We start from the raw sequence: 24,350 nt of genomic DNA on the forward strand, positions 1-24,350 counted from the left end.
GGTCAGCTGCTCCGCTCTTCGTCCAGCTCGTCGTCGTCGAACTCGTCCGACAGCGCGTCGATCTGCTCCTGCGTCATCGACACCAGGGTGACGTCGGACGGCGTGGCGCCGCCGGCGCCGCCCTGCTCGACGTGCGCGATCAGCGCCCCGAGCACCCGCGCCCACGTCTCGCTGAGGTCGCGGATGTCCGCCTCGTCGAACAGCATCTCCGGCCAGGCCCAGCCCGCGACCAGCCGCATGCCGTCGGCGTGCTCCCGGGTGATCGCGTTCAGCTCCAGGCTGTGGGCCGCCGGCGCGTTGTCGTCCTGAAGGACCGGGACGTCCTCCGGGGCCGGCGACCAGTCCGCCGGCTCCAGCGACCCGGCCTCGATCCGGCCCAGGTAGTTGAAGCCGATCTGCCGGGGCAGGGCGTCGGAGAACAGCGCGGCGGTCTCCAGGTTCAGGTGCCGCAGCATGCCGAAGCCCAGGCCCTTGTCGGGCAGCCCGCGCAACTGCTCCTTGACCTGCTTGAGCACCTCCCCGGCCGTCTCCCCGCCGGACCACAGGTCCTGCCAGTCCAGCGGTCCCGGGTCCAGGCGCACCGGGAAGATGCTGGTGAACCAGCCGGCCGTGCGGGACAGGTCGACGTCCTTGACGAACTCCTCCCGGCCGTGTCCCTCCAGGTCCACCAGCACCGCCGTGTCGTCGTCGCCGGACCTGCGCCGCCGCCAGTCCGCGACGGCCAGGGCCAGCGCGGTCAGCAGGACGTCGTTGACGCCGGCGTTGAAGGCACTGGGCACCGTGGTCAGCAGCGGGGCGGTGACCTCGGTCGGCAGCTCCTGCTCGATGAACCGGATGGTGCCCATCACGTCCTGTGTCGGGTCCAGCGGCCGCTCGCTCAGCAGCGTGTCCGGGGTCTCCAGGATCTCCTGCCACAGCGCCGTCTCCTGGGTGCGCACGGTGTCGTGCGCGCTGCTCACCAGGTGCTCGGCCCAGCGCTTGAACGACGTCCCCACCGCCGCGAGCTGCGGCTTGCGCCCGGCCGACACGGCGCTCCAGGCGGCCGCCAGGTCGTACGTCAGGATCCGCCAGGTGACGCCGTCGACGACCAGGTGGTGCAGCACCAGCAGCAGCCGGCCGTGCTCCTGCGGCCCGGCGTCGAACCACACCGCCTGGAACATGGCGCCCGCCTCGGGGGCGATCCGCCGGCCGGCCGCCTCGGTCTCCACGGCCAGCAACTCCTCGCGCGCTGCGGCGTCGAGCCCCGTCACGTCCCGCCGCGTGATGCGGGCGGCGGCCGGGCAGGCGCCCGCGGGCTGGATCTCCAGCTCCCACAGGCCGCCGCCCTCCGGCCGGATCAGCCGCATCCGCAGTGCGTCGTGGTGGTCCAGCAGGCACTGCACGGTCGCCTCGAGCTGCTCCGCGGTCGTCCCGGCCGGCGCGTGCAGGTACGACGTCTGCGAGTACGTGCCGATGGGGCCCCCGCGCTGGCGCATCTCGTGCATGATCGGCGTGAGCGGAACCTTGCCGACGCTGCTGTCCGCGGCCTTGTCGGCCTCGCCGCCCACCGTGCCCGCGGCGGCCGCGATGGCCTCCACGGTCTTGTGCTGGAAGACCATCCGGGGCGTGATCGTCAGACCGGCCTTGCGGGCCCGGCTGACCAGCTGGATGGAGACGATGCTGTCGCCGCCCAGGTCGAAGAAGTTGCTGTCGGCGCCGACCTCGGGCAGCTTGAGCAACTCCGCGAACAGCCCGCACAGGATCTCCTCCTGCGGTGTCCGCGGCGGCAGCAGCGCCGTCGCCGACCGGAACTCCGGTGCGGGCAGCGCCCTGCGGTCCAGCTTGCCGCTGGGGGTCAGGGGCAGCTCCTCCAGCGACACCAGGGCCGCCGGCACCATGTACTCCGGCAGCAGATCGGCCAGGGCCTTGCGCAGCACCGCGGTGTCCACCCCGGCGCCGGCGGGCGCGGGCACCACGTAACCGACCAGCTGCCGCCGCCCGGGCTCGTCCTCGCGGACGGTCACGGCCGCGCGGTGCACCCCGGGCTGCGCCGCGAGGGCCGCCTCGATCTCGCCGAGTTCGATGCGGAAGCCGCGGATCTTGACCTGGTCGTCGACACGGCCGAGATAGTGCAGTTCGCCGTCCGCCGACCACTTCACCAGGTCGCCGGTGCGGTACATGCAGGTGCCGGCCGGGCCGTAGGGGTTGGCGGTGAAGCGTTCGGCGGTGAGCGCGGGGCGGTTGAGGTAGCCGCGGGCGAGCTGGGTGCCGGCGAGGTAGAGCTCGCCGGTGGTGCCGGGGGGAACGGGGCGCAGGGCCGCGTCGAGGACGTAGACCCGGGTGTTCCACACGGGGCGGCCCATGGGGACCGGGCCGGGCCGGTCGTCGGTGGTGCAGGTGCGGTGGGTGACTTCGACGGCCGCCTCGGTGGGCCCGTAGAGGTTGTGCAGCTGGGCGCCGAGGACGGCGGTGAAGCGGTCGCGCAGGTCGCCGGGGAGTGCTTCACCGCTGGAGATGACGTGGCGCAGGCTGGTGCAGGCGGCGGCTGCCGGCTCCTCGAGGAAGGCGCGGAGCATGGACGGGACGAAGTGGGCGGTGGTGATGTGCTGGGTGCGGATCACCTCGGCGAGGTAGGCGGGGTCCTGGTGGCCGCCGGGGCGGGCGACGACGAGGGTGGCGCCTTCGGTGAGGGGCCAGAAGAACTCCCAGACCGAGATGTCGAACCCGGCGGGGGTCTTCTGCAGGACCCGGTCCCGGTCGGTGAGCCGGTACTGGTCCTGCCCCCAGGCGAGGCGGTTGGCGATGGCCCGGTGGGTGACGGTGACGCCCTTGGGGCGGCCGGTGGAGCCGGAGGTGAAGATCAGGTAGGCGGGGTGCGCGGTGGTCAGCGCGGTGGTGCGTTCGCCGTCGGTGACGTCGTGGTCCGGTTGGGCGGCCTGAGCGGCGAGGGTCTCGGGCGCGTCCAGGACCAGGGTGGCCACCGTCTGTCCGGCCAGGGCGCCGCTCGGGGTGGCCGTGGTGGTCAGCAGCAGGCGCGGTGCGGACTGGTCGAGGATGTACTCGATCCGGTCGGCGGGGTAGTCCGGGTCGACGGGCACGTAGGCGGCGCCGGCCTTGTGGATGGCCAGCAGGGCGACGGCGAGTTCGCAGGAGCGGGGGATCGCGACGGCGACGAACTGCTCCGGGCCTGTGCCGCGTTCGATGAGCAGCCGGGCCAGGCGGTTGGCGCGGGCGTTGAGTTCGCCGTAGGACAGCTGCTCGCCCTCGAAGACGACGGCGGTGCTCTGCGGCGCCTGTGCGGCCCGCGACCGGAACAGTTCCGTCAGCGTCGCCGGCGCCACCTCGTGCGCGGTGTCGTTCCACTCCACCAGCACCCGCTCGCGCTCGGCCGCGTCCAGCACGTCGATGCGGCTGAGCGGGCGGGCCGGGTCGGCGACGACGGTCTCCAGGACCCGGGTCAGCCGGGTGACCAGCGACTGCGCGGTCTCCCGGTCGAACAGGTCGAGGCTGTACTGGAGGAACGCCTCGATGCCCGCCGGCGCTCCGTCGTGCGTGAACGTCTCGGTGAGGTCGAACGACAGGTCGACCTTGCTGGTCGTGATGTCGACCTGCTGGTGGGCGGTCTCGATGCCCGGGAGGTCGAGGACCGGCAGCGGGTTGTTCTGGAGGGCGAGCATGACCTGGAACAGCGGGTGCCGCGCCGTCGACCGCTCCGGGTTGAGGACCTCCACCAGGCGTTCGAAGGGCAGGTCCTGGTGGGCGTAGGCGGCCAGGTCGGTCTCGCGCGTGCGGGCCAGGAGCTGCTGGAAGGTGGGGTCGCCGGAGGTGTCGGTGCGCAGGACCAGGGTGTTGACGAAGTAGCCGACGAGGTCGTCGAGGGCTTCGTCGGTGCGTCCCGCGGTGGGGGTGCCCAGCGGGATGTCGGTGCCGGCGCCGAGGCGGGTGAGGAGGGCGGCGAGGGCGGACTGGATGACCATGAACACGCTGGCGCCGTTGGTACGGGCCAGGGCGGCCAGGCCGGCCTGGAGCTGCGGGGTGAGGGCGAACGGCACGGCGCCGCCGCGGCCGGTGGCCTGCGCGGGGCGGATGTGGTCGGCGGGGAGGGACAGTTCCTCGGGCAGCTCGGCCAACCGCTCACGCCAGTAGGCAAGTTGCCTGGCGATGACGCTGTCGGCATCGTCCTCGGTGCCCAGGGCGTCGTGCTGCCAGAGGCTGAAGTCGGCGTACTGGACGGGCAGCGGGGACCAGTCCGGCACCCCGCCGCCGGTCCGGGCCGCGTACGCGGTGGACAGGTCGCGGGCCAGCGGGGCCAGCGACCAGCCGTCGGCGGCGATGTGGTGCAGGGTGAGCAGCAACACGCTCTGCTCGGATTCGAGAGTGAACAGGTGGGCGCGGAAGGGCAGTTCGCGGCCCAGGTCGAAGCCGCGGCCGGCCTCGGCGGCCAGCGCCTCGGACAGGCCGGTCCCGCTGGTCGCGGACTGTGCCAGCGCGATGTCCGGCTGGTCCCGCACGACCTGGCGGGGCACACCGTCGATCTCGGGGACGACGGTGCGCAGCGCCTCGTGCCGGTCGGCCACGTCCCGCAGCGCCGCCTCCAGCGCCGCCGCGTCCACCCCGGCCGACAGCCGGACGCAGAAGAAGACGTTGTACTGGGCGCTGCCCTCGGAGAACCGGTTGAGGAACCACTGTCCGCGCTGCCCGTGCGAGAGCGGGACGACGTCGGGCCGCACCACGGGCCGCACACCGTCCCTGGCGCCGGCGGCACCGGCCAGTGCCCCGGCCAGGCGGGCGGGGGAGGGGTTCTCGAACAGGGTGCGGATGGACAGCTCCACCCCCAGCGCGGTGCGGACGCGGGAGACCAGGCGGGTGGCGAGCAGGGAGTGGCCGCCGAGGTCGAAGAAGCTGTCGTCCACGCCGACCCGGGCCACGCCCAGGATCTCGGTGAACAGCCCGCACAGGATGTCCTCCTGCGGTGTGCGCGGCCGGCGGGCTCCCGCGCTGCCGGAGACCTCCGGCGCGGGGAGCGCGGCGCGGTCGGTCTTGCCGTTGGCCGTCAGCGGGAGCCGGTCCAGCGTGACGAACGCGGTGGGCACCATGGAGTCGGGCAGCGTCCGAGCGAGCTCGGCGCGCAGGACCGCGGGGTCGGCGGCGGCGCCGGGGCCGGGGACGACGTAGGCGACGAGGCGCTGGTCGCCGGGGATGTCCTCGCGGGCGACGACGCAGACCTGCGCCACCTCCTCGCGCGCCGCGAGCACCGTCTCGATCTCGCCGAGTTCGACGCGGACGCCGCGGATCTTGACCTGGTGGTCGGCGCGGCCGAGGAACTCCAAGGCGCCGTCGGCGGTCCAGCGGGCGATGTCACCGGTGCGGTACATGCGGCTGCCGGGGGCGCCGTGGGGGTCGGCGGTGAAGCGTTCGCCGGTCAGCGACGGCCGGTTGAGGTAGCCGCGGGCCAACTGGACGCCGGCGAGGTAGAGTTCGCCGGCCGTGCCGGGCGGGACCGGTCGCAGCGCGGCGTCCAGGACGTACACCCGGGTGTTCCACACCGGGCGCCCGATGGGCACGGGGCCCGGCCGGTCGTCGGCCGCGCAGGCCCAGTGGGTCACGTCGACGGATGCCTCGGTGGGCCCGTAGAGGTTGTGCAGTTCGGCGTCGAGGACGGTGAGGAAGCGCGTTCGCAGGTCGCCGGGGAGTGCTTCGCCGCTGGAGATGACGCGGCGCAGTCCCGTGCACCCGGCCGCGTCGCTCTCTTCGAGGAAGGCGTGCAGCATCGACGGGACGAAGTGGGCGGTGGTCACCCGTTCGTCGTGGATCACCTTGGCCAGGTAGGCCGGGTCCTGGTGGCCGCCGGGGCGGGCGACGACGAGGGTGGCGCCTTCGGTGAGGGTCCAGAAGAACTCCCACACCGACACGTCGAACCCGGAGGGGGTCTTCTGCAGTACCCGGTCGTGCTCGGTCAGTCCGTACTGCGCCTGCATCCAGGCCAGTCGGTTGACGATGCCCTCGTGGGGGACGGCCACGCCCTTGGGGCGGCCGGTGGAACCGGAGGTGAAGATGACGTATGCGGGGTGCGCGGTGGACAGCGGCGCGGTGCGCTCGGCGTCCGTCACGTCGCCGCCCGGGTACGCAACCTGCGCGGCGAGGGTGTCCGGGGCGTCCAGCACCAGGGTGTCCACGGCCTGCCCGGCCGGCAGACCGGTCGCGGTGGCCGTGGTGGTGAGGAGCAGGCTCGGGCCGGCCTGACCGAGGATGTGCTCGATCCGCTCGGCCGGGTGGTCCGGATCCACCGGCACGTACGCGGCGCCGGTCTTGAGCACCGCCAGCAGCGCGACGACGAGCTCCACCGAGCGCGGTAGGGCCAGGGCCACGGTCTGTTCGGGGCCGGCGCCGCGTCCGATGAGCAGCCGGGCCAGGCGGTTGGCGCGCGCGTTGAGGTCACCGTACGACAGCTGCTCGCCCTCGAAGACCACGGCGGTGCGCTCCGGGTCCCGCGCCGCCCGCGCCTCGAACAACTGCGGCAGCGTCGCCGGCGCCACCTCGTGCGCGGTGTCGTTCCACTCCACCAGCACCCGGTCACGCTCGGCCGGGTCCAGCAGGTCGATCCGGCCGGTCCCCTGCTCGGGATCGGCCGCCATCGCCTCGAAGATCCGCACCAGGCGGTCCGCGACCGCCCGCACGGCGGCCTCGTCCAGCAGGTCGGGGCGGTAGCCGAAGCGCAGCTTGATCCGTTCACCCGGGTACGCCACCAGGCTCAGCGGGTAGTGCGTGGCGTCGCGGCCGGTGAAGCCGGAGACGCGCACGCCGGCGACGGTCTTCTCCAGCGCGTCGGCGTCCAGCGGATAGTTCTCGAAGACGGCGAGGGTGTCGAAGAGCGCGCCGAGGCCGGCGCCGCGCTGGATGTCGGTGAGTCCGAGGTGCTGGTGCTCGATCAGGCCGGTCTGCTGGTCCTGCAACCGGGTCAGGTACGCGCCCACCGACTCGGCCGGGTCCAGGCGGGCACGGACCGGCAGGGTGTTGATGAACAACCCCACCATCGTCTCCGCGCCCGGCAGTTCCGGCGGCCGGCCGGCGACGGTCGCGCCGAACACGACGTCGTCACGGCCGGTCATGGCGGACAGCAGCAGGCCCCAGGCGCCCTGCACCACGGTGTTCATCGTCCAGCCCCGGCCGCGGCCCAGCACCGTCAGCGCCGCCGTCAGCTCCTGCGGCAGGTCGGCCGTCAGCTCGCGCGGGGCGAGCGCGACACCGCTGCCCGCCTCCGGGGCCAGCAGCGTCGGTTCGGTGACGCCCTCCAGCACCCGGGCCCAGGCGCGCCCGGCGGCCTCCCGGTCCTGGGCGGCCAGCCAGGACAGGTAGTCCCGGTACGGGGTCACCTTCGGCAGAGCGGTGGCGTCGCCCGCGGTCCCGTAGAGGGTGAACAGGTCGTCGACGAGCAGCGGGAAGGACCAGCCGTCGACCAGGATGTGGTGCAGCGAGATCACCAGGTGGTGGCGGGCCTCGGCCAGCTTGACGAGGGTGAAGCGCACCAGGGGCGGCTTGGCCAGGTCGAAGCGCCGGGCCCGGTCCTCGTCCAGGAGCCGCGCGAACGCCTCGTCGCGGGCCGCGCCGGTCAGGTGGCTGAGGTCGGTCTCGTGCCACGCCGGTTCCGCCGTGCGCGGGATCACCTGCACCGGCCGGCTCAGCTTCTCGTACCGGAAGGCGGCCCGCAGGTTCGGGTGGCGGTCCAGCAGCGCCCGCCCGGCGGTCCGGAGCCGACCGGCGTCCAGCGGCCCGTCCAGGTCGAAACCGAGCTGCACCGAGTAGGCGTCGACCGCCCCCTCGTCGTAGAGGCCGAGGAACAGGATGCCCTCCTGCAACGGCGACAGGGGCAGAACGTCAGCGAGTCCCGACGTAGTCATGCGGGGTTCCTCCACTCGGATTCCAACACGTCGATTTCGGCCTGTGACAGCGACACCAGCGGAAGGCCCCCGAGGGCGACAGATCTGACGGCCCCGTCCGGACGTCGCCGTCCGGAGTGTCACGCAAGAAGGTGGGCAGGCCGTCAGCCGTTCCCCAGCCGCAGCCCCGCGTGCCCAGTGTCGCCGCCCGGGGCGGTGAACCGGGGCGGGCCGTCATAGTCCTGCCAAGATCGCCCGACTTCCTCGACGTCCTGACCTCGGAATGCCACGACGTGAGGACGCGACCGCCCGACGCCGACGTACGCGACCGGCCCGTACGCGAGGAACGGCACCCCGAACGGAGCGTGTTCCTCCGCCCGTCGGTCATCCGGCGCATCAGCGCGCGCGGCCACCGACGAACCCGGCCGCTTTCACCGCCCCGGGGCCGATCCCGGCCCGTCGTCCCCTCACCGGTGCGGTGTGCGGATTTCCCCGCGGAACGGCATGCCTTCGGTCGCGACGGGCAGGAGTCCGGTCCACGTTAAGTGCCGTCCCACCGCATCCGGGCGGGCGTGGCAGGAACCTGTCCCGAGGGTCGACAGCGCAGGTCCACACCCCTGTAAACAAAGGGAATGACCACCCCCGCCGGCCACATCGCCTTCTTCTGCATACCGTCGTCCGGACACTTCAACCCGACCGTGCCCATGGTGTCCGAACTGGTCCGACGCGGACACCGGGTCAGTTACGCCACGACCGCCGACTTCGCCCCCGAGGTGGCCGCGGCCGGTGCCGAACCCGTCGTGTGCACTTCCGTCCTGCCGTCCACCCAACGCGGAGTGCCGTGGCCCATCGGGGACACGGTGGCCATGTCCGACCTCTATCTCCAGGAGGCGATCGTCTCGCTGCCGGAGCAGGCGGCCGCTTTCGAAGCCGACCGTCCCGACCTGATCGTCTACGACTGCCTGTCCTTCACCGCGCAGGTCCTGGCCCGGCGCTGGGGAATCCCCTCGGTGCGCACCCTGCCGACCCATGAGTTCGGGCCGGACATCTGGGACGAGATGGAAGTACTGGACCTCATGCTCGAGGAGGAACCGGGGTGGCACGTCTACCGCCGGGCGTTCCGGGAGTTCCTGGACGCCGCCGGAATCGAACTCGGCATTGACGAGTTCATCTACCGCGGCCACGCCGACCGTTATCTGGTGACCATTCCGCGGGAGTTCCAGAAGGACGCCGACCGGATCGAGGACCGCTTCACCTTCGTCGGGCACTGCATCGACGAGCGGCGCGCCGGCGAGCAGTGGGAGCGCCCCGCCGACGGCCGGCCGCTGCTGCTGGTCAGCATGGGCTCGGCGCTGAGGGTCGACCCGGACTTCTACCGGTTGTGCGTGGAGGCGTTCGGCGGCTCGCGGTGGCAGGTGGTGCTCGTCGTGGGCGGCAAGGCCGACCCGGACGCCTTCGGCGACGTGCCGCCCAACTTCGAACTCCACGCCTTCGTACCGCAGTTGAGTGTACTGTCGCAAGCATCGGCCTTCGTCACGCACGGCGGGATGGGAGGCACGCTGGAGGGGCTGTACCACGGCGTCCCCATGGTCGTCCTGCCCCAGGTGTTCGACGCGTTCGGCAACGCCGCGCTGCTCGAGCGGCTGGGCGTCGCCGTGAGTTTCACCGTCGACGACCTCACGGCGCATCAGCTGCGCGACGCCGTCGAGTCGCTGGTTGCGGATCAGGCGGTGGCCGGGCGGCTGGCCGAACTGCGGACCGCGATGCGCGCGGGCGGCGGCCCGGCCGCCGCCGCCGACGTCATTGAGGAATGCCTCCGCAACGTGGTTGCCGCACAGTAGTTCTTTGGTCCGACGCGGATCATCCAGGAGTAGGACGTGGATTCCACGGGGGATCTGGGAGCCTGGCTGCGGTGACTTCATCGTCCACGGTGTCCACGGCATTCAGGTCGACCGTGTCGAACCACGCCGGACGCATTCAGAAAATTTCCCGTCCACAAGGAGAAGTCTGTCCCATGAGTTTGCCCTGGAGCACGAAAAGCAGCCCCGAACGCATTGCTCCGCCGGCCTCCAAATCCCTCCGCAAAGCGGGCATCGTTGCTTTCGTGTGGGTCGTGGTGTTCGACCTTGCCCATGTCTACTGGGCGTGCGGCGGGAAACTCGGTTTCGGCAATGAGCCCGAGTCCGCGATCGAGCCGCCGGTGAACAGCCTGGGGAGCTGGATCTTCGTGGTCATCACGGGCGGGATGTTCCTCATCGGCACGATCGTCCCCCTGGCGCTCTACCAGGACTGGGGCCGCCGGGTCCCCGCCTGGATGCTCTCCTGGTGCTGCTGGATCGCGGCCGTGATCCTCCTGCTGCGCGGCGTCTCCGCGTGGATCGACACCGCACTGCGCGGCACCGGCCTGGTGCGCAACGGCCTGACCGGACTGACCTACAAGCAGGAGACCGGTCTCGCCCACCCCTCGCTCTACACCCTGTGTTCCACCAGCGCGATCGACTCGTACTTCGCCATCGGCGGGGCCATCTTCCTCGTGGTCGCCATCACCCACCGCCGGTCCCGGCGCGGCGCGGCAGTGGAGTCCGCGGCGGCGGTGCGCGGCACCGTCGCGCACGACGCGGCCTAGAGCCCGTCTGACAAATGATCATCTGCCTGGCTCGCGGAGCCAGAGGATGAGGGAGGCCAGGACGACTCCGGCGCGGTATCGGTCGGCGAGTTTGTCGAAGCGCGTGGCGACCGCACGGAACTGCTTCAGGCGGGCGAAGCATCGCTCGACCACGTTGCGGTCGCGGTAGATCTCCTTGTCGAAAGCAGGAGGTCGGCCGCCGAGGCGCCCACGGCGTCGGCGGTTGGCCTCCTGGTCGCGGCGTTCGGGGATCGTGGCAGCGATGCCCCGGCGCCGCAGCAGGTGGCGGATCGCCCGGCTCGAGTACGCCTTGTCGCCGAGCACCCGCTCCGGCGTCGTGCGCGGGCGACCCGCAGCGGCGCGCGGGACGCGGATCCCGTCGAGGACCTCCCCGAACACGGTGGCGTCGTTGACGTTGCCGGGGGTGAGCACGATCGACAGCGGCAGGCCCCGACCGTCCACGGCCAGATGGATCTTGGTAGTCAGTCCTCCCCGGGACCGGCCGAGGGCCTGGCACGCCTGCGAGCGGCCCGGATCTTCCAGTTCGTCCCCGTCCGCGGCCCCCTTTTACGGGCGCCGGCCGCGTGCTGGTGGGCCCGGATGACCGTGGAGTCGACGGCGATCGTCCACTCCACCCGGCCCACGGCGTCGTCGCGGACCTGAACGTGCTCCAGCAAGCTCGCCCACGTGCCGTCCGCCTCCCAGCGAGCGAACCGCTCGTAGACGGTCTGCCACGGACCGTACCGCTCAGGGAGATCGCGCCACGGAGCCCCGGTCCGCAACCGCCACAGCACCCCGTTGACCACCTGACGGTGATCACGCCACGGACGACCACGCCCGTCCACCCTGGGCAGCAGGGGCTCTATCCGCTCCCACGCCGCGTCCGTCAACTCACCCCGACCAGCCACAAGATCAATTATCAGACAAGCTCTAGTACCGCAACGGCGTTCGCGGTTGCCGTACTGGGGCCTGCCCCGGGTGCCGCCCGCCGTGACCCACCCGGCACGTCCTGGGAGCAGCACGCGACGAGGCCGGGTGGACGCCGAAATCCGGGTCCACCCGGCCTTCCGCTGTCGGGGGTGGGCGGTGCGCGGCCCCGGGTGGGCGGGCCGGCCGGCCGTCACATCGGGTGCGGTCCGGTCCGCAACGTCTTCCCCAGCCAGTCGGCGATTCCCGCATTGACGTCGCCGGGCTTCTCCAGGGCCACCCAGTGGCCCGCGTCGATCACGACCTCGGTGAGGTCGTCGCACGCCTCCCGCATCGGTTCGGCGAGCCGGGAGGTGACCGTTTCGCAGGCGGGGTCCCAGGAAGCGTGCACGAAGAGCACGGGAGGACGGACACGGCTGTCCCCGGGGCCGGGCCGGCCGGCGCGCAGTTCCTCGCCCGCGTTCGCGTACCACCGGTGCGGCCCGAGGAAGCCGGTCTTCCCGTACGCCCGGACGAGCGTGTCCAGCAGCTCCTCGGACAGCACGGTCTCGTCGCGGTCCATTTTCGGCGCCCGCCGGGACGGTCCGAACCAGCCGCCCTGCGCGCGCACGATCGAGGTGAACGACGGCGTGCCGAGCGTCATGGGATCACCGCCGCGGAAGACGACCGCGAACGTCGCTTCGAGGTCGGCCGCGAACTCCTCGGCGACGAGCTCCGGTTCGTCGATGGCCAGCTGCATGTACTCCCACTGGCCGAGCGGGAACACCTCGACCGGGTACAGGCTCCGGTCCACCAGCGGCGTCAGGTGCTCCAGGGTGAGCCCGCCCGGGATATAAGGCACGGTCAGGCTGACGACGGCCCGGCAGCGCTCGGCGTGCCGCACGGCCATGGACCAGACCACCTCGCTGCCCCAGTCGTGGCCGACCCACACGGCCGCCCGCCCGCCGAGGGCGTCGTGGAGTTCGACCATGTCGTCGACGACTTCGGCGACGGCGTAGGCGGCCGCGCCCGTCGGGACCGAGGACCCGCCGTAGCCGCGCATGTCCGGCGCGACGCAGTGCCAGCCCCGTTCGGCGAAGTGGTCCAGCTGCGGCCGCCACATGGCGCCGAGCCCGGGGAACCCGTGCACGAAGAACATCAGCGGGCCGTCCGGCGGCCCCGCGCTGAGGTAGGACGTCCGGTGCCGGGGACTGTCCAGTACGTGGGTGGTGATCTCTACGCCCATGGCGTTCTCCTCCTGGGGTGTTCGCGGTCCCCCGCGCCGCTGTCGTGGTGCCGCACGTCGGCCCCGGTTCCGCCTGCGGTGCGGGGCCGGGCCGGGCCGGGGAGGCACCGGCCCTCCTCGTCCAGCCGACCGCGCGACGAGCTGCCCTGGCGCGGCGGGGACGGGCGCGGGACGTCAGGAGGTCCCGCCGTGATCAGGACCATTCGGATTCCAGCAGGTCGATCTCGCCCTGCGACAACGACACCAGCGGAAGGTCCGAAGGCGTCCAGCCGCTGGCCCCCGTCCGGCCGACGTGCGCGGTCAGCGCGTCGAGGGCGTCGAACCAGGCACCGGCCAGGTCGCGGACATCGTGCTCGGCGAGCACCCCGTCCGGCCAGGACCACACCGCTTCCAGCCGCGGCCCGTCCGGGGTGTCGCGGGTCACCGCGTTCACTTCGAGGACGTGTGCCAGCGGCATCCGCGCGTCGGCGCCCGCGCCCAGCACGTCCGCCAGCGGGTCCGCCGTCCACTCCGGCACCCGCGGGCCCTGCGGCGCGTCGAAGCGGCCGAGGTAGTTGAACGAGATCTGCGGCCCGGGCCGGCCGGCGAGCGCCGCGGCGGTGCGGGGGTTGAGGTGGCGTAGCAGCCCGTAGCCGAGGCCGTTGTCCGGCAGGGCGCGCAGCTGCTCCTTGATCCGCTTGAGCGCGTCGCCCGCCGCGGGGCCGCCGGACCGGACCTCGGCCAGGTCCAGGTGGCCCGGGTCGAGCCGTACCGGGAACAGGCTGGTGAACCAGCCGACCGTACGGGACAGGTCCACCCCGTCGGCGAACTCCTCCCGGCCGTGGCCCTCCAGGTCCAGCAGCACCGCGGTGTCGTCGCCGCCCCCGTGCCGCCGCCGCCAGCTGCCGACCGCGAGCGCGAGCGCGGTCAGCAGCACGTCGTTGACCCCGGCGTTGAACGCGCCCGGGACGGTGGTCAGCACCGGTGCGGTCCGCTCCGGTGCCAGGCGGAGCGTGAGCGAGCGGGCGCTGCCGGCGGTGTCCTTCGCGCCGTCCAGCGCACGGCTGCCGAGCAGTGGTTCACGGTGGTCCGTCATCGCGGTCCACAGCGGGAGTTCGGCGATCCGGGCCGGGGCGGCGGCGGAGGCCGTCAGGTGCTCGGCCCAGCGGCGGAAGGAGGTGCCGACCGGCTCCAGCCGCGCCGCGCGACCGTCACGCGCCGCCTCCCACGCCTCGGCGAGGTCGGGCAGCAGGATGCGCCAGGAGACGCCGTCCACCACCAGGTGGTGCAGTGCCAGCAGCAGCCGCCCGGGCCGGTCGGGTCCGGCGTCGAACCACACCGCCCGGACCATCCGGCCCGCCTCGGGGTCGAGCCGGTCGAGCGCCTCGTCCGTCCGCGCCCGGACCAGGGCGGCCAGCTCGTCGCCATCCGTCGACCCGGCGTCCACCCGCGTCACGCACCCGTCCGCCGTGACGGCGCCGCGCGGGAGGACCTCCAGCGCCCAGGTGCCGTCCGCCGGACGGCCCAGCCGCATCCGCAGGGCGTCGTGGTGGTCGAGCAGCGTGCCGAGGGCCGCCGTGATCCGCTCCCCGCCCAGGCCGGCCGGCACCCGGATCAGTGTCGTCTGGCTGAAGCGGCCGACCGGGCCGCCGCGTCCGTGCTGCCACGCGATGATCGGGGTGAGCGGGACCGGTCCGGTGCCGGCGTCCGGATCCGCGCCGCGAGGGTCGGCGGCGGCCCCGTCCGGCACGGTCGCCGCGCGGGCCAGCGCCTCGACCGTGCGGTGCCGGAACACGTCGCGCGGGGTGAAGACCAGACCGGCCCTGCGGGCGGCGCTGACCAGCTGGATGGAGGCGATGCTGTCGCCGCCGAGGTCGAAGAAGGCGTCGTCCGGGCCCACGTCGGGCAAGCCGAGCACCTGCGCGAAGACCTCGCAGAGGACACGCTCGCGCTCGGTGCCCGGCTTGCGGCCCGCACCGGTCCCGCCGCCGTCCGGCGCGGGCAGCGCCTCGCGGTCGAGCTTGCCGTTCGGCGTCAGCGGCAGCTCGTCCAGCGCCACGAGCGCGGACGGCACCATGTAGTCCGGCAGCGCCTGTGCCGTCTCCTTGCGCAGGACGCCCAGGTCGGGGTGCGCCGCGCCGGACGCGGGCACCACGTAGCCGACCAGCCTGCGCTGTCCCGGCCGGTCCTCACGGACCACGACCACGCTCTCCCCGACCCCTTCGTGCCGGGCCAGCACGGCCGCCACCTCGGCCAGTTCGATACGGAAGCCGCGGATCTTCACCTGTCCGTCGGCACGCCCGGCGTACCGCAGCTCCCCGTCCGCCGTCCACGCCACGATGTCGCCGGTGCGGTACATCCGCGATCCGGCGGGACCGAACGGGTCGGCGACGAAGCGCTCGCCGGTCAGCGCGGGCCGGCCCAGGTAGCCGCGGGCCAGGCCGTCGCCCGCGATGTACAGATCGCCCGGCACACCGTCGGGCACCGGCCGCAGGCCGTCGTCCAGCACGTACACGCGGGTGTTGCGCACCGGGCGGCCGATCGGCGGGGCGGCGGGCGAGGGGGCGAGCGGGGCACTGGTGGTGGCCGCGACCGTGGACTCGGTGGGCCCGTACGCGTTGACCATCCGCCGCCCGGCCGACCAGCGCGCCACGAGCTCCGCCGAGCACGCCTCCCCGCCGACGATGAGCGTGCGCAGGGCGGGCAGGCCGACGGCCGGCACGCTGGCCAGCGCGGCGGGCGGGATCAGCGCGTGCGTCACCGCGTCGCGCTCCAGCACCTCGGCCAGCGGCTCCCCGGCCAGGGGGCCCGGCGGCGGCACCACGAGCGCGGCGCCGGCCGGCAGCGCCATGCACACCTCCAGCACGGCCGCGTCGAAGCTCGGGGAGGAGAACTGCAGGACGCGGCTGTCGGGCGTGACGAAGAAGCGGTCCACCGCGCTGGCGGAGAAGGCGGCGATGCCCCGGTGCGTCACGGCCACGCCCTTGGGCGTGCCGGTGGAGCCCGAGGTGTAGATCACGTACGCCGGGTGGTCCACGCTCAGCGGCGCGGTGCGCTCGGCGTCCGTCACGTCGTGGTCCGGCCGCTCGGACAGGCGCGCGGCCAGGGGGTCGTCCAGCACCAGCAGGCCGGGTCCGTCGGCCGGCAGGTCGCGGCGTGCGTCATCGGTGGTGACGACCAGCGCCGGCCGGGCGTCCCGGATCATGAACGTGATCCGCTCGGCCGGGTAGTCGGGCGCGACCGGCAGATAGGCGGCACCCGCCTTCACCACCGCCAGCAGCGCGGTGATCATGTGCACCGAGCGCGGCAGCGCGAGCGCCACGGTCTGCTCGGGGCCGATCCCGCGGGCGATGAGGTGGCGGGCCAACCGGTTGGCCCGTGCGTTGAGTTCGGCGTACGTCAGCGACTCGGCGGCGGACACCACGGCGGTCTCGTCCGGGGTGCGCCTCACCTGCGCCTCGATCAGCGCCGCCAGCGTCGCGCGCGGCAGGTCGCACGCCGTTGCGTTGCGTTCCACCAGGACCCGGTGGCTCTCGTCGGCCGACAGCAGCTCGATCCGGCCGATCCGCTGCCCGGGGTCGGCCGCCACCGCCGTGAGGATCCGCACCAGCCGCTGCGCCAGCCCGTCCGCCGTCCGCCGGTCGAACAGGTCGGTGCTGTACTCCAGTACGCCGTCCACGCCGTCCGGTTCGCCGTCCGCGCCGTGCCGCTCGACCAGGTCGAAGGTCAGGTCGAACTTGGCCGTCGGGGTCCGCCGCTGTTCCATCCGGCCGCTGATGCCCGGCAGGTCCAGGATCGGGGGCGGGTTGTTCTGGAGGGCGAGCACCACCTGGACCAGGGGGTGGCGTGCGGTGGACCGCTCGGGGTTGAGTTCCTCCACCAGGCGTTCGAAGGGCAGGTCCTGGTGGGCGTAGGCGGTCAGGTCGGTGTCGCGGGTGCGGTGGAGCAGCTCGCGGAAGGTGGGGTCGCCGGCGGTGTCGGTGCGCAGGACCAGGGTGTTGACGAAGTAGCCGACGAGGTCGTCCAGGACGTCGTCGGTACGTCCGGCCACGACGGTGCCCAGGGGGATGTCGGTGCCGGCGCCGAGCCGGGTGAGGAGGGTGGCGAGGGCGGACTGGATGACCATGAACAGGCTGGCGGCGTTGGTGCGGGCCAGTTCGGTCAGGGCCGCTTGGAGGCCGGAGGTGAGGTGGAAGCGGGTGATCGCGCCGCGACCGGAGGAGACCGCGGGACGGGTGCGGTCGGCGGGAAGGGCCAGCTCTTCGGGAAGATCCGCCAACTGCTCGACCCAGTGGCGGCGTTGCCGGGCCAGGGCGTTGTCGGGGTCGCCCTCGGCGCCGAGGACGGCGTGCTGCCAGAGCGCGTAGTCGGTGTACTGGACGGGCAGCGCGGTCCAGCCGGGCGCCCGGCCGGCGGTGCGGGCGGTGTAAGCGGTGGACAGGTCGCGCGTGAGGGGCGCCAGCGACCAGCCGTCGGCGGTGATGTGGTGGAGGGTGAGCAGCAGCACGCTGCGCTCGGCAGCGAGGGTGAACAGGTGCGCCCGCAGGGGCAGTTCGTGCCTCAGGTCGAAGCCGCGGCCCGCCTCGGCGGTCAGCGCGTCATCGAGTTGCGCCCCGGTGACGGCGGACCGGACCAGCGTGATGTCCGCCCGGGCCCGGACGACCTGGCGGGGCACACCGCCGACTTCGGGGAACACCGTGCGCAGGCTCTCGTGCCGCCCGGCCACGTCCCGCAGCGCTGCCTCCAGCGCCGCATCGTCCAGCCTCCCCTCCAGTCGCAGCTCGAAGGCCAGGTTGTAGGAGGCGTCGCTGTCGCCGAAGCGGTTGAGGAACCACTGCCCGCGCTGTGCGAACGACAGCGGAACGACCTCCGGCCGCTCGGATGCCGTCAGCCGGGCCCGGGCCCGGCCCGCGCCGGCCAGCTGCCGCGCCAGCAGCTCCGGGGTGGGGGAGTCGAACAGGCTCCGCACGGTCAGCTCCACGCCCCGTTCGGCCCGCACCCGCGACACCAGCCGGGTGGCCAGCAGCGAGTGGCCGCCGAGGTCGAAGAAGCTGTCCTGCGCTCCCACCCGGGGCACGCCGAGGATGTCGGCGAACAGCGTGCACAGCACCGCCTCCCCCTCGGTGCGCGGGCCGCGCCCGGTGCCGCCCGCCGGCGGCTCGGGGGCGGGCAGGGCCTTGCGGTCGAGCTTGCCGTTGACGGTCAGCGGGAGCTCGTCCAGCGTGACGAACGCGGCCGGGACCATGTAGCCGGGCAGGGTGCGCGCGAGGTGGGCGCGCAGGGCGGCGGCGTCCGGGGCGGCGCCGGCCGCGGGGACGAGGTAGGCCACCAGGCGCTTGTCGCCCGGTGTGTCCTCGCGGGCGGTGACGGCGGCGTGGGCGATGCCGTCGTGGGCCTTGAGGAGCGACTCGATCTCGCCGAGTTCGATGCGGAAGCCGCGGATCTTGACCTGGTCGTCGACGCGGCCGAGGTACTCGATCGTGCCGTCCGCACGCCGCAGGGCCAGGTCGCCGGTCCGGTACATCCGGGTGCCCGGCGCGTCGTGCGGGCAGGCGACGAAGCGCTGCGCGGTCAGTCCGGGCCGGCCGAGATAGCCGCGGGCCAGGCCGGCTCCGGCGAGGTAGAGCTCCCCGGGCACGTCGGCCGGCACCGGCCGCAGCTGGTCGTCGAGCAGGTGGGCACGGGTGTCGTCCATCGGCGTACCGATCGGCACGACGCCGTCGACCACCTCGCGGGTGCTGTGCAGGACGGCGAACGTCGTCGCCTCCGTCGGCCCGTAGCCGTTGGTCAGCACCGTGTGCGGCCACGCGGCCAGCGCCTTGGCCACCACGGGCGGCGACAGTGCCTCACCCCCCGCCATCACCTCGCGCATCCCGGCCAGCGCCGCGGCATCGTGCTCGACCAGCAGGTTGAACAGAGCCGCTGTGAAGAACGCCGACGTGACGCGGCGCTCGCGGACGGTGCCCAGCAGCGTGTCGGGGTCGAGGTCCCCGGCCGGTGCGACGACCACCTCACCGCCGGACAGCAGCGGCACCCACAACTCGTAGGTGGAGGCGTCGAACGCCGCCGGGGCGTGCATCAGCACGCGGGCGTGGTTGCCGCCGCGCCACACGTGGTCGGCGGCCAGGCCCGCCACGTTCCGGTGGGTGACCGCCACGCCCTTGGGCCGACCGGTCGAGCCGGAGGTGTACATGACGTACGCCATCCGGTCCGGCCCGCCCACCGCCGCGGGGCCGGCGCCGTCGCCTGCCGCGGCGCTCGGGGCGCCGCGGCCCGGCGGCGGTTCGGCGCCGACGTCCAGCACCCGCATCCCCTCGGGGGTGGGGTGCGCCGGCCCCGGTCCGTCCACCAGGAGCACGCTCGCCCCGACGTCCGCCATGATCAGCCGCATGCGGGACTCGGGGTAGCGGTGGTCCAGCGGCACGTACACGCCGCCGGCCTTGACCACGGCCAGGATCGCCACGGGCAGGCGCACGGAGCGTTCCATCAGCAGGCACACCGCGTCCTCGGCTCCGCCGGCGCCGATCCCCAGCGCGCGCAGCCGTGCGGCGAGCCGGTCCGCGGCCTCGGCCAACTCGCCGTACGTCAACCGCTCACCGCCGCAGCTGACGGCCGGGGCGGCCGGGGTGCGGGCGGCCTGCGCCGCGAACAACTCCGGCAGGGTCGCCGGTGACGGCACGGGCACCTGCACATCGGACATAGCTCTACGCCTCACAAGCAAATCGCGGAAGAACTCTCTTGATCCCCTCCGGGCGTGCTCGTGGCGGGGTTCACCCCGAAGGCGGGAAAACGGTCGGTCGTGGCTGTCAGCCGCAGCCGCCGGCGTGCCCGGTGTCGCCGCCGGCGGCCGAGAACCGGGGCAACTCGTCGTAGTCCTGCCACGACCGTTCGACTTCTTCGATCTCCTGGCCGCGGAACGCGGCGACGTAGGGACGCAGGCGGTCGGCGCCCCAGAACTTCTCCCGGCCGTGCACGAAGAACGGCACCCCGAACAGGCCGTCGTGGTAGGAGGAGGTGAGGCACTCCACCCCCTGCTCACGAACGGCGGGATCGTCGGTCGCGTTCGCCAGCAGTTCCGGGTCCAGCCCGATCTGCACGGCGATCTCCGCCATGGTCTCCCGCCGGGTGATGTCCCTGGCCTCTTCCCATCGGGCCCGATAGGTGTGTTCGACGAACTCCCGGCCGCGGCCCTCCCGGGCCGCCACCAGGTACGCCAGGTGCGAGACCTCCCAGTTGGGGTCCTTGTCGATCGGCCAGGTCATCTTCAGGCCGCGGGCCTTCGACAGCCTGGCCGTGTCCTGGAGGATGTAGAAGTTCTTCGCGCGGGACATCGCCACGATGGGCAGTTCGACCTCGGCCTTGTCCAGCAGGTTCTGGGTGATCTCGTCCGGTTCCCAGAACGGGATCCATTCCAGGGCGTCCGCCACGTCCGGGTACCGTTCGGTCAACTCCCGGTAGGCGAACCACGAGTAAGGGCTGCGCAGCGAGAAGTACCAGCGCGGCGGCTTCTTCTTCTTGGGCATGGGAGGGCTCCTGGGGTGGGTTGGGCGTCAGAGGATGATGCCGCCGTCGATCTGGAACACGCCGCCGGTGATGTAGGAACTCCGCTCGGAGACCAGGTAGGACACCAGGTCGGCGACTTCCTCGGCACGGCCGAGGCGGCGCAGCGGTATCGAGTTGAGCGCCTGCTTGCGGACCTTCTCGTCGAGGGCGGCCGTCATGTCGGTCTCGATGAACCCCGGGGCGACCACGTTCGCCCGGATCCCGTACCGGCCCACTTCCTTGGCCAGCGAGCGGGAGAAGCCGATGATGCCGGCCTTGGAGGCGGCATAGTTGGTCTGGGTGGCGTTGCCGTACACCCCGGCCACGGACGAGATGTTCACGATGGCGCCGGACTTGCGCTTCATCATCTCGAAGATGACGGCGCGGCAGACGCGGTAGACCCCCGTGAGGTTGGTGTCGACGACCTGGTCCCATTCCTCGTCCCGCATGAGCAGCAGGGGGTTGTCCCGGGTGATGCCCGCGGAGGTCACCGCCACGTCGATCGGGCCCAGCGCCTGCTCGGTCGCGGCGACGAACGCGCGGACCGAGTTGCCGTCCGACACATCGGCCTTCACCGCGAGCGCCCGCCCGCCCGACTCGGCGATCTCCGCCTCGAGCTCCTTCGCCGCCTGCTCGTCGGAGCGGTAGCAGAAGCCGACGCCGAACCCGTCCTGCGCCAGCCGCAGTGCGGTCGCCCGCCCGATGCCGCGCGACCCTCCGCTGATCAGGGCGACCTTGCAGGGCCCGGCTTCCGTCATCTCGGACATGTGGTGTGTGCTGCCTTCCTGCCGTACTGATGGGTCGTTCGACGATTCAGACCGCGCCGGCCGGCCGCAGCCGGTCGCCGGGGCGGAACGCCATCACCATGTGGGACAGGCGCATCACGACCTCGCCGTCCACCAGGCTCTCGCCCTCGAAGATGACGGCGTCGGACACCGCCCGCACCACCCGCACCCGGTGCTCCAGGACCTCTCCGGGGTGGACCGGGCGCAGGAACTCCACGCCCGACATCGCGCCGGCCAGCATCACCTGGCCGGCGGTCCGGGTGTCCGCGCCCGGCCGCAGGGCCAGGAGCCCCGCGGCCTGGCCCCAGGACTCCACCAGCAGCGTCGGCGGGTAGCCGAACCCCTCCACGGTCGCCGCGTCGTCCAGCGCGCTGTACCAGGGTTCATTGCAGGTGACCGCCTTGATCGCCACCAGGCTTTCGCCGGGGACGAGTTCGAGCACCCGGTCCACCAGCAGCATCGGGTAGCGGTGCGGCAGCGACCGCTTGATCTCGGCGGCGTCCATCACGCCGGTCCTCCCGTTCGGTAGCGCAGGGCGACCTTGGCGGCCACCCCCCGGTCGGTGGACGCCAGCGCGGCGCACTTCCACCCGTCGTCCAGGGCCGTCCAGGTGAGGTCGATGCCGAGCACGTCACCGGGGAAGACGGCCCCGACGAAGCGTGCGGAGTCCAGCGCCACCAGCGTCAGGGCCGCCCCGGCCGGCGCGGTGGCCAGCGCCGACTTGTGCACGCACTCCACGACGCACACCCCGGGGAAGATCGGGAAGTCCGGGTAGTGGCCGGCGAAGACCGGCTCCGAGGCGTCGATCCGGATCTCGGTGCGGGCCGGCGACGCGTCCGGGGCGGTGCCGCCGGACCGGGTCACCCGCACGGCGCCGCGCACCGGGCTGGCGGCACCGCACACCGCGCCGCCCTCGATGGCCGCGGCGCTCACCGCGTCGAGAGCTTGTGGAGCAGCAGGTCGTGGGCCTGCTGGAGGGAGACGACGGACCGCAGCTCCGACTCCGTGAACTTGACCCCGTACTTCTTCTCCAGCCTCACCACGACCTCGAGCGCCATCAAGGAGTCGACCTGGAGGTCGTCGACGAAGTGCGCCTCGTTCGTCAGGTCGGCGGCCTCGATGTCGAGGACCTCGGCGACCGTCAGTCGCAGCTCCTCCACGTCCAGCACGGTGGCCGCGTCCGGTGCGGCGGAGTCCGACGGTGAGATCGGCATGGGTGTGGCATCCCTTCTCGGCGGGTCGTTCGTTCGGTCGCGCGGCTCCGCTGAGCGCGGGTCGGCACGGTTCACAGGAGGCGTAGGAGGGCGGTGGCGAGGACGCCGTCGCGGTCGATGGCGGTGATGAGGGCGATGCGGTTGGGGGGTTGGGGGTGTTGTTGGTGGTGGCTGAGGAGGGTGGTGATCTGGAAGGTGGCGGTGGCGGCTGCGGTGTCGCCGATGGGGCCGGGTGCGGGGATGTGGTGGGGGGTGTGGTCGGTGAAGATGAGGTCGAGGGCGTGGCGTTCGTGGTCGGCGGTGGTGCCTGGTGGGGTGGAGGGGGAGACGGCCCAGATGTCGTGGGGGTTGAGGCGTGTTTGGTGGAGGGCGCGTTTGATGGTGTGGGCGAGGGTGGTGGTGATGTGGTGGGGGTGGGTGATGGCGGTGGTGATGCACAGGAGTTCGGCGAGTGGGTGGGGGTGGGTGCCGGGGGGTTGGAGTCGTAGGACGGCGCAGCCTTCTCCGAGGACGGTGGCGTTTTCGTCGGGGTGTCGGGTGTGTCGTTCGAGCCAGGATCGGGCGGGGGAGTATTCTTCGGCGGCGCCGCACAGGATGGTGTGGGCGCGTCCGGCGGTGAGCAGGCGGCGGGCGTAGTTGAGGGCGAGCAGGCCGGAGGCGCGGCCGCCGGCCACGGTGGTGTTGGGGCCCTTCAGGCCGTACCAGATCGCACACTGCCCCGCCGCACAGTTCATCAGGGCGTTCGGGATGTGCGACGGATCGATGTAGAACGGCTTCTCGTGGATCAGCGTGTCGCGGGTGATGTCCATCATGGACTGCGCGCTGCCGGTGGTGGTCCCCAGCACCAGGGCCACCTCCTCGCCTCCGGCAGGCAGGCCGGCACCCTCGGACTCGGCGATCAGTTCGCGTACGGCCGTGACGGCCAGGCCGCTGACCCGGTCCATCGACCGGGTCCCCTTCTTGCCCAGCACCTCGCGCACGTCGAAGTCCGGTACCAGGCACGCGAGTTCGTCGGGGCCCGGCCACCTTTCGGTGTCCAGTACCGAGACGGTGGCGCGCCCGCTGCTCACCCCTTGGACGAAGGCGTCCCGCCCGATCCCGTACGGCGAGACCGCCGACCACCCGGTGATGACCGGACCACGCACCTGATCGGGCCCGGTACCGGCCGGTGAGGCACTCAGCGCCGCAGCGGGGCCGCTCACTGGCCCACTTCGTTGTTGAAGGCCCGCAGCACCCGCTCGTCGAAGGTGACCAGCCGGCCGCTGCTGCCGTTCTCGACCACTCCGTAGGCGTGCGTGATCGTGCCGGTGGCGGTCTTCACCAGGCGGCCGTCGCGCACCACGTAGTAGTCCAGCCGGGAGGTGTAGAGGAGGTTCTTGAAGACGTCGTCCACGGTGTAGACGACGTACAGGTCCTCCTCCAGCAGGGCCTCGTCCAGCATCGTCACCTTGGAGGCCGTCACCGCCGGGATGTGGTTCTTCTCGTCGAGCAGCGTGCGGATCGAGATGCCGCGGGCGTCCACGAAGCGGTGCTTGGCCTCCTCCATCAGCCGCAGGTAGCCCGACATCTGCAGACGGTCGAAGAAGTGCACGTACGGGTAGGGGATGCGGAACTTCCAGCCGTACGCGTTCTCCCCCGCCAGCAACTGGTCCAGCACGGGGTCGCTGTCGGTGCAGCCGCCGGAGATCAGTGCCGTGCCGGTGGCCGGCACCGCGGCGCCCGGCTCGGCACCGCCGATCCGCGCGGTGACGAACTGCTCCAGTCCTTCGGCGAGCGGCAGCCGCCGCAGCATGCGGACGTCGTTCTCGTCGTGGCGCAGCACCACCTTCACCTTCGAGGTGACGGCCTTCTTCGGTGCGCCGTCCCGCTCCACGGTGATCAGGACCTTGAACGACAGCTCGGCGGCGCCGTCCTTGGTCACCGGTGTGACCTCGATCGACGCCTCGTCGTCCACCACGAGGGCGGTCTGGAGCCGGGAGTCGATCTCGACGACGTCGAAGCCGAGGCCGTTCTCCTCGTACAGGCGGCCGACCGGCAGACCGCAGTGCCGGAAGTGCTCGATGACCGCCTTCTCGACCAGGTAGTTGACGTGCTTGAAGCCGATGATGGTGCCGATGTTGGCCCCCTCGTACCCGGGGGTCAGGACGACGGTCGTCGTCTCGTTCAGCAACGACTTCACCGGGGTTGCGGACATCG

The 24,350-nt window shown here is 72.6% G+C and carries 13 protein-coding genes; 2 read left to right on the forward strand and 11 right to left on the reverse strand.

Translation table 11 applies throughout. From position 1 onward, the window contains the following. Nucleotides 1–2: 2 nt before the first annotated feature. Nucleotides 3–7,877 (reverse strand): non-ribosomal peptide synthetase, encoded by a 7,875-nt coding sequence (locus POF43_RS06940; protein ID WP_271322704.1) that lies wholly within the window; start codon nucleotides 7,875–7,877, stop codon nucleotides 3–5. A 611-nt stretch (nucleotides 7,878–8,488) separates the two neighbouring features. Here POF43_RS06940 and POF43_RS06945 point away from each other — a divergent pair. After that, nucleotides 8,489–9,697: a macrolide family glycosyltransferase gene (locus POF43_RS06945; RefSeq protein ID WP_271313425.1), complete on the forward strand. Its 1,209-nt coding sequence runs from the start codon at nucleotides 8,489–8,491 to the stop codon at nucleotides 9,695–9,697. A gap of 272 nt (nucleotides 9,698–9,969) precedes the next feature. Next, a complete protein-coding gene (locus POF43_RS06950) occupies nucleotides 9,970–10,482 on the forward strand; it encodes a DUF3995 domain-containing protein (protein WP_271313426.1) in 513 nt (170 codons plus the stop codon). Between the two features lie 18 nt (nucleotides 10,483–10,500). On the opposite strand, the gene POF43_RS06955 is transcribed toward POF43_RS06950, so the two are convergent. The 10 genes from POF43_RS06955 to POF43_RS07000 form a co-directional block, all read right to left on the reverse strand. Then, a protein-coding gene (locus POF43_RS06955; protein WP_282704462.1) for an IS5 family transposase occupies nucleotides 10,501–11,390 on the reverse strand; the annotation gives its coding sequence in 2 pieces (ribosomal slippage) (nucleotides 10,501–11,051 and nucleotides 11,051–11,390; 891 coding nt in all). A 212-nt stretch (nucleotides 11,391–11,602) separates the two neighbouring features. Then, on the reverse strand, nucleotides 11,603–12,634 hold the full coding sequence (locus tag POF43_RS06960) for an alpha/beta fold hydrolase (RefSeq protein WP_271325328.1): 1,032 nt from the start codon (nucleotides 12,632–12,634) through the stop codon (nucleotides 11,603–11,605). Nucleotides 12,635–12,827: 193 nt separating this feature from the next. Then, nucleotides 12,828–19,313, reverse strand: coding sequence for a non-ribosomal peptide synthetase (locus tag POF43_RS06965; protein ID WP_282704463.1), 6,486 nt, complete (start codon nucleotides 19,311–19,313; stop codon nucleotides 12,828–12,830). A 106-nt stretch (nucleotides 19,314–19,419) separates the two neighbouring features. After that, nucleotides 19,420–20,136 (reverse strand): 2-hydroxychromene-2-carboxylate isomerase, encoded by a 717-nt coding sequence (locus tag POF43_RS06970; RefSeq protein WP_271324567.1) that lies wholly within the window; start codon nucleotides 20,134–20,136, stop codon nucleotides 19,420–19,422. A 27-nt stretch (nucleotides 20,137–20,163) separates the two neighbouring features. Next, on the reverse strand, nucleotides 20,164–20,913 hold the full coding sequence (fabG, locus tag POF43_RS06975) for a 3-oxoacyl-[acyl-carrier-protein] reductase (RefSeq protein WP_372515878.1): 750 nt from the start codon (nucleotides 20,911–20,913) through the stop codon (nucleotides 20,164–20,166). 55 nt (nucleotides 20,914–20,968) lie between these two features. Further along, nucleotides 20,969–21,445, reverse strand: a complete 477-nt coding sequence (locus POF43_RS06980) for a 3-hydroxyacyl-ACP dehydratase FabZ family protein (RefSeq protein WP_271316509.1) — start codon at nucleotides 21,443–21,445, stop codon at nucleotides 20,969–20,971. Then, a complete protein-coding gene (locus tag POF43_RS06985; RefSeq protein WP_271316505.1) occupies nucleotides 21,445–21,873 on the reverse strand; it encodes a 3-hydroxyacyl-ACP dehydratase FabZ family protein in 429 nt (142 codons plus the stop codon). Before POF43_RS06985 ends, POF43_RS06980 begins: the two co-directional genes overlap by 1 nt. Continuing rightward, on the reverse strand, nucleotides 21,870–22,154 hold the full coding sequence (locus POF43_RS06990; protein ID WP_271316504.1) for an acyl carrier protein: 285 nt from the start codon (nucleotides 22,152–22,154) through the stop codon (nucleotides 21,870–21,872). Before POF43_RS06990 ends, POF43_RS06985 begins: the two co-directional genes overlap by 4 nt. A gap of 71 nt (nucleotides 22,155–22,225) precedes the next feature. Further along, the gene (locus POF43_RS06995) at nucleotides 22,226–23,356 is read right to left on the reverse strand and encodes a beta-ketoacyl synthase N-terminal-like domain-containing protein (protein ID WP_282698436.1); all 1,131 of its coding nucleotides are present in this window, start codon (nucleotides 23,354–23,356) and stop codon (nucleotides 22,226–22,228) included. Next, entirely contained in the window at nucleotides 23,353–24,348 is a 996-nt protein-coding gene (locus tag POF43_RS07000) for a hotdog family protein (protein ID WP_271324155.1), read from the reverse strand. Before POF43_RS07000 ends, POF43_RS06995 begins: the two co-directional genes overlap by 4 nt. Nucleotides 24,349–24,350 lie beyond the last annotated feature (2 nt).

It is taken from the genome of Streptantibioticus silvisoli, assembly GCF_027947535.2.
Classification (GTDB): Bacteria; Actinomycetota; Actinomycetes; order Streptomycetales; family Streptomycetaceae; genus Streptantibioticus_C; species Streptantibioticus_C silvisoli.

Coding starts and splice junctions, on each gene's coding strand:
- POF43_RS06980 (WP_271316509.1), bottom strand. CDS start 21,445: ATGGACGCCGCCGAGATCAAGCGGTCGCTGCCGCACCGCTACCCGATG.
- POF43_RS06945 (WP_271313425.1), top strand. CDS start 8,489: ATGACCACCCCCGCCGGCCACATCGCCTTCTTCTGCATACCGTCGTCC.
- POF43_RS06965 (WP_282704463.1), bottom strand. CDS start 19,313: ATGTCCGATGTGCAGGTGCCCGTGCCGTCACCGGCGACCCTGCCGGAG.
- POF43_RS06970 (WP_271324567.1), bottom strand. CDS start 20,136: ATGCCCAAGAAGAAGAAGCCGCCGCGCTGGTACTTCTCGCTGCGCAGC.
- POF43_RS06940 (WP_271322704.1), bottom strand. CDS start 7,877: ATGACTACGTCGGGACTCGCTGACGTTCTGCCCCTGTCGCCGTTGCAG.
- POF43_RS07000 (WP_271324155.1), bottom strand. CDS start 24,348: ATGTCCGCAACCCCGGTGAAGTCGTTGCTGAACGAGACGACGACCGTC.
- POF43_RS06960 (WP_271325328.1), bottom strand. CDS start 12,634: ATGGGCGTAGAGATCACCACCCACGTACTGGACAGTCCCCGGCACCGG.
- fabG (WP_372515878.1), bottom strand. CDS start 20,913: ATGACGGAAGCCGGGCCCTGCAAGGTCGCCCTGATCAGCGGAGGGTCG.
- POF43_RS06990 (WP_271316504.1), bottom strand. CDS start 22,154: ATGCCGATCTCACCGTCGGACTCCGCCGCACCGGACGCGGCCACCGTG.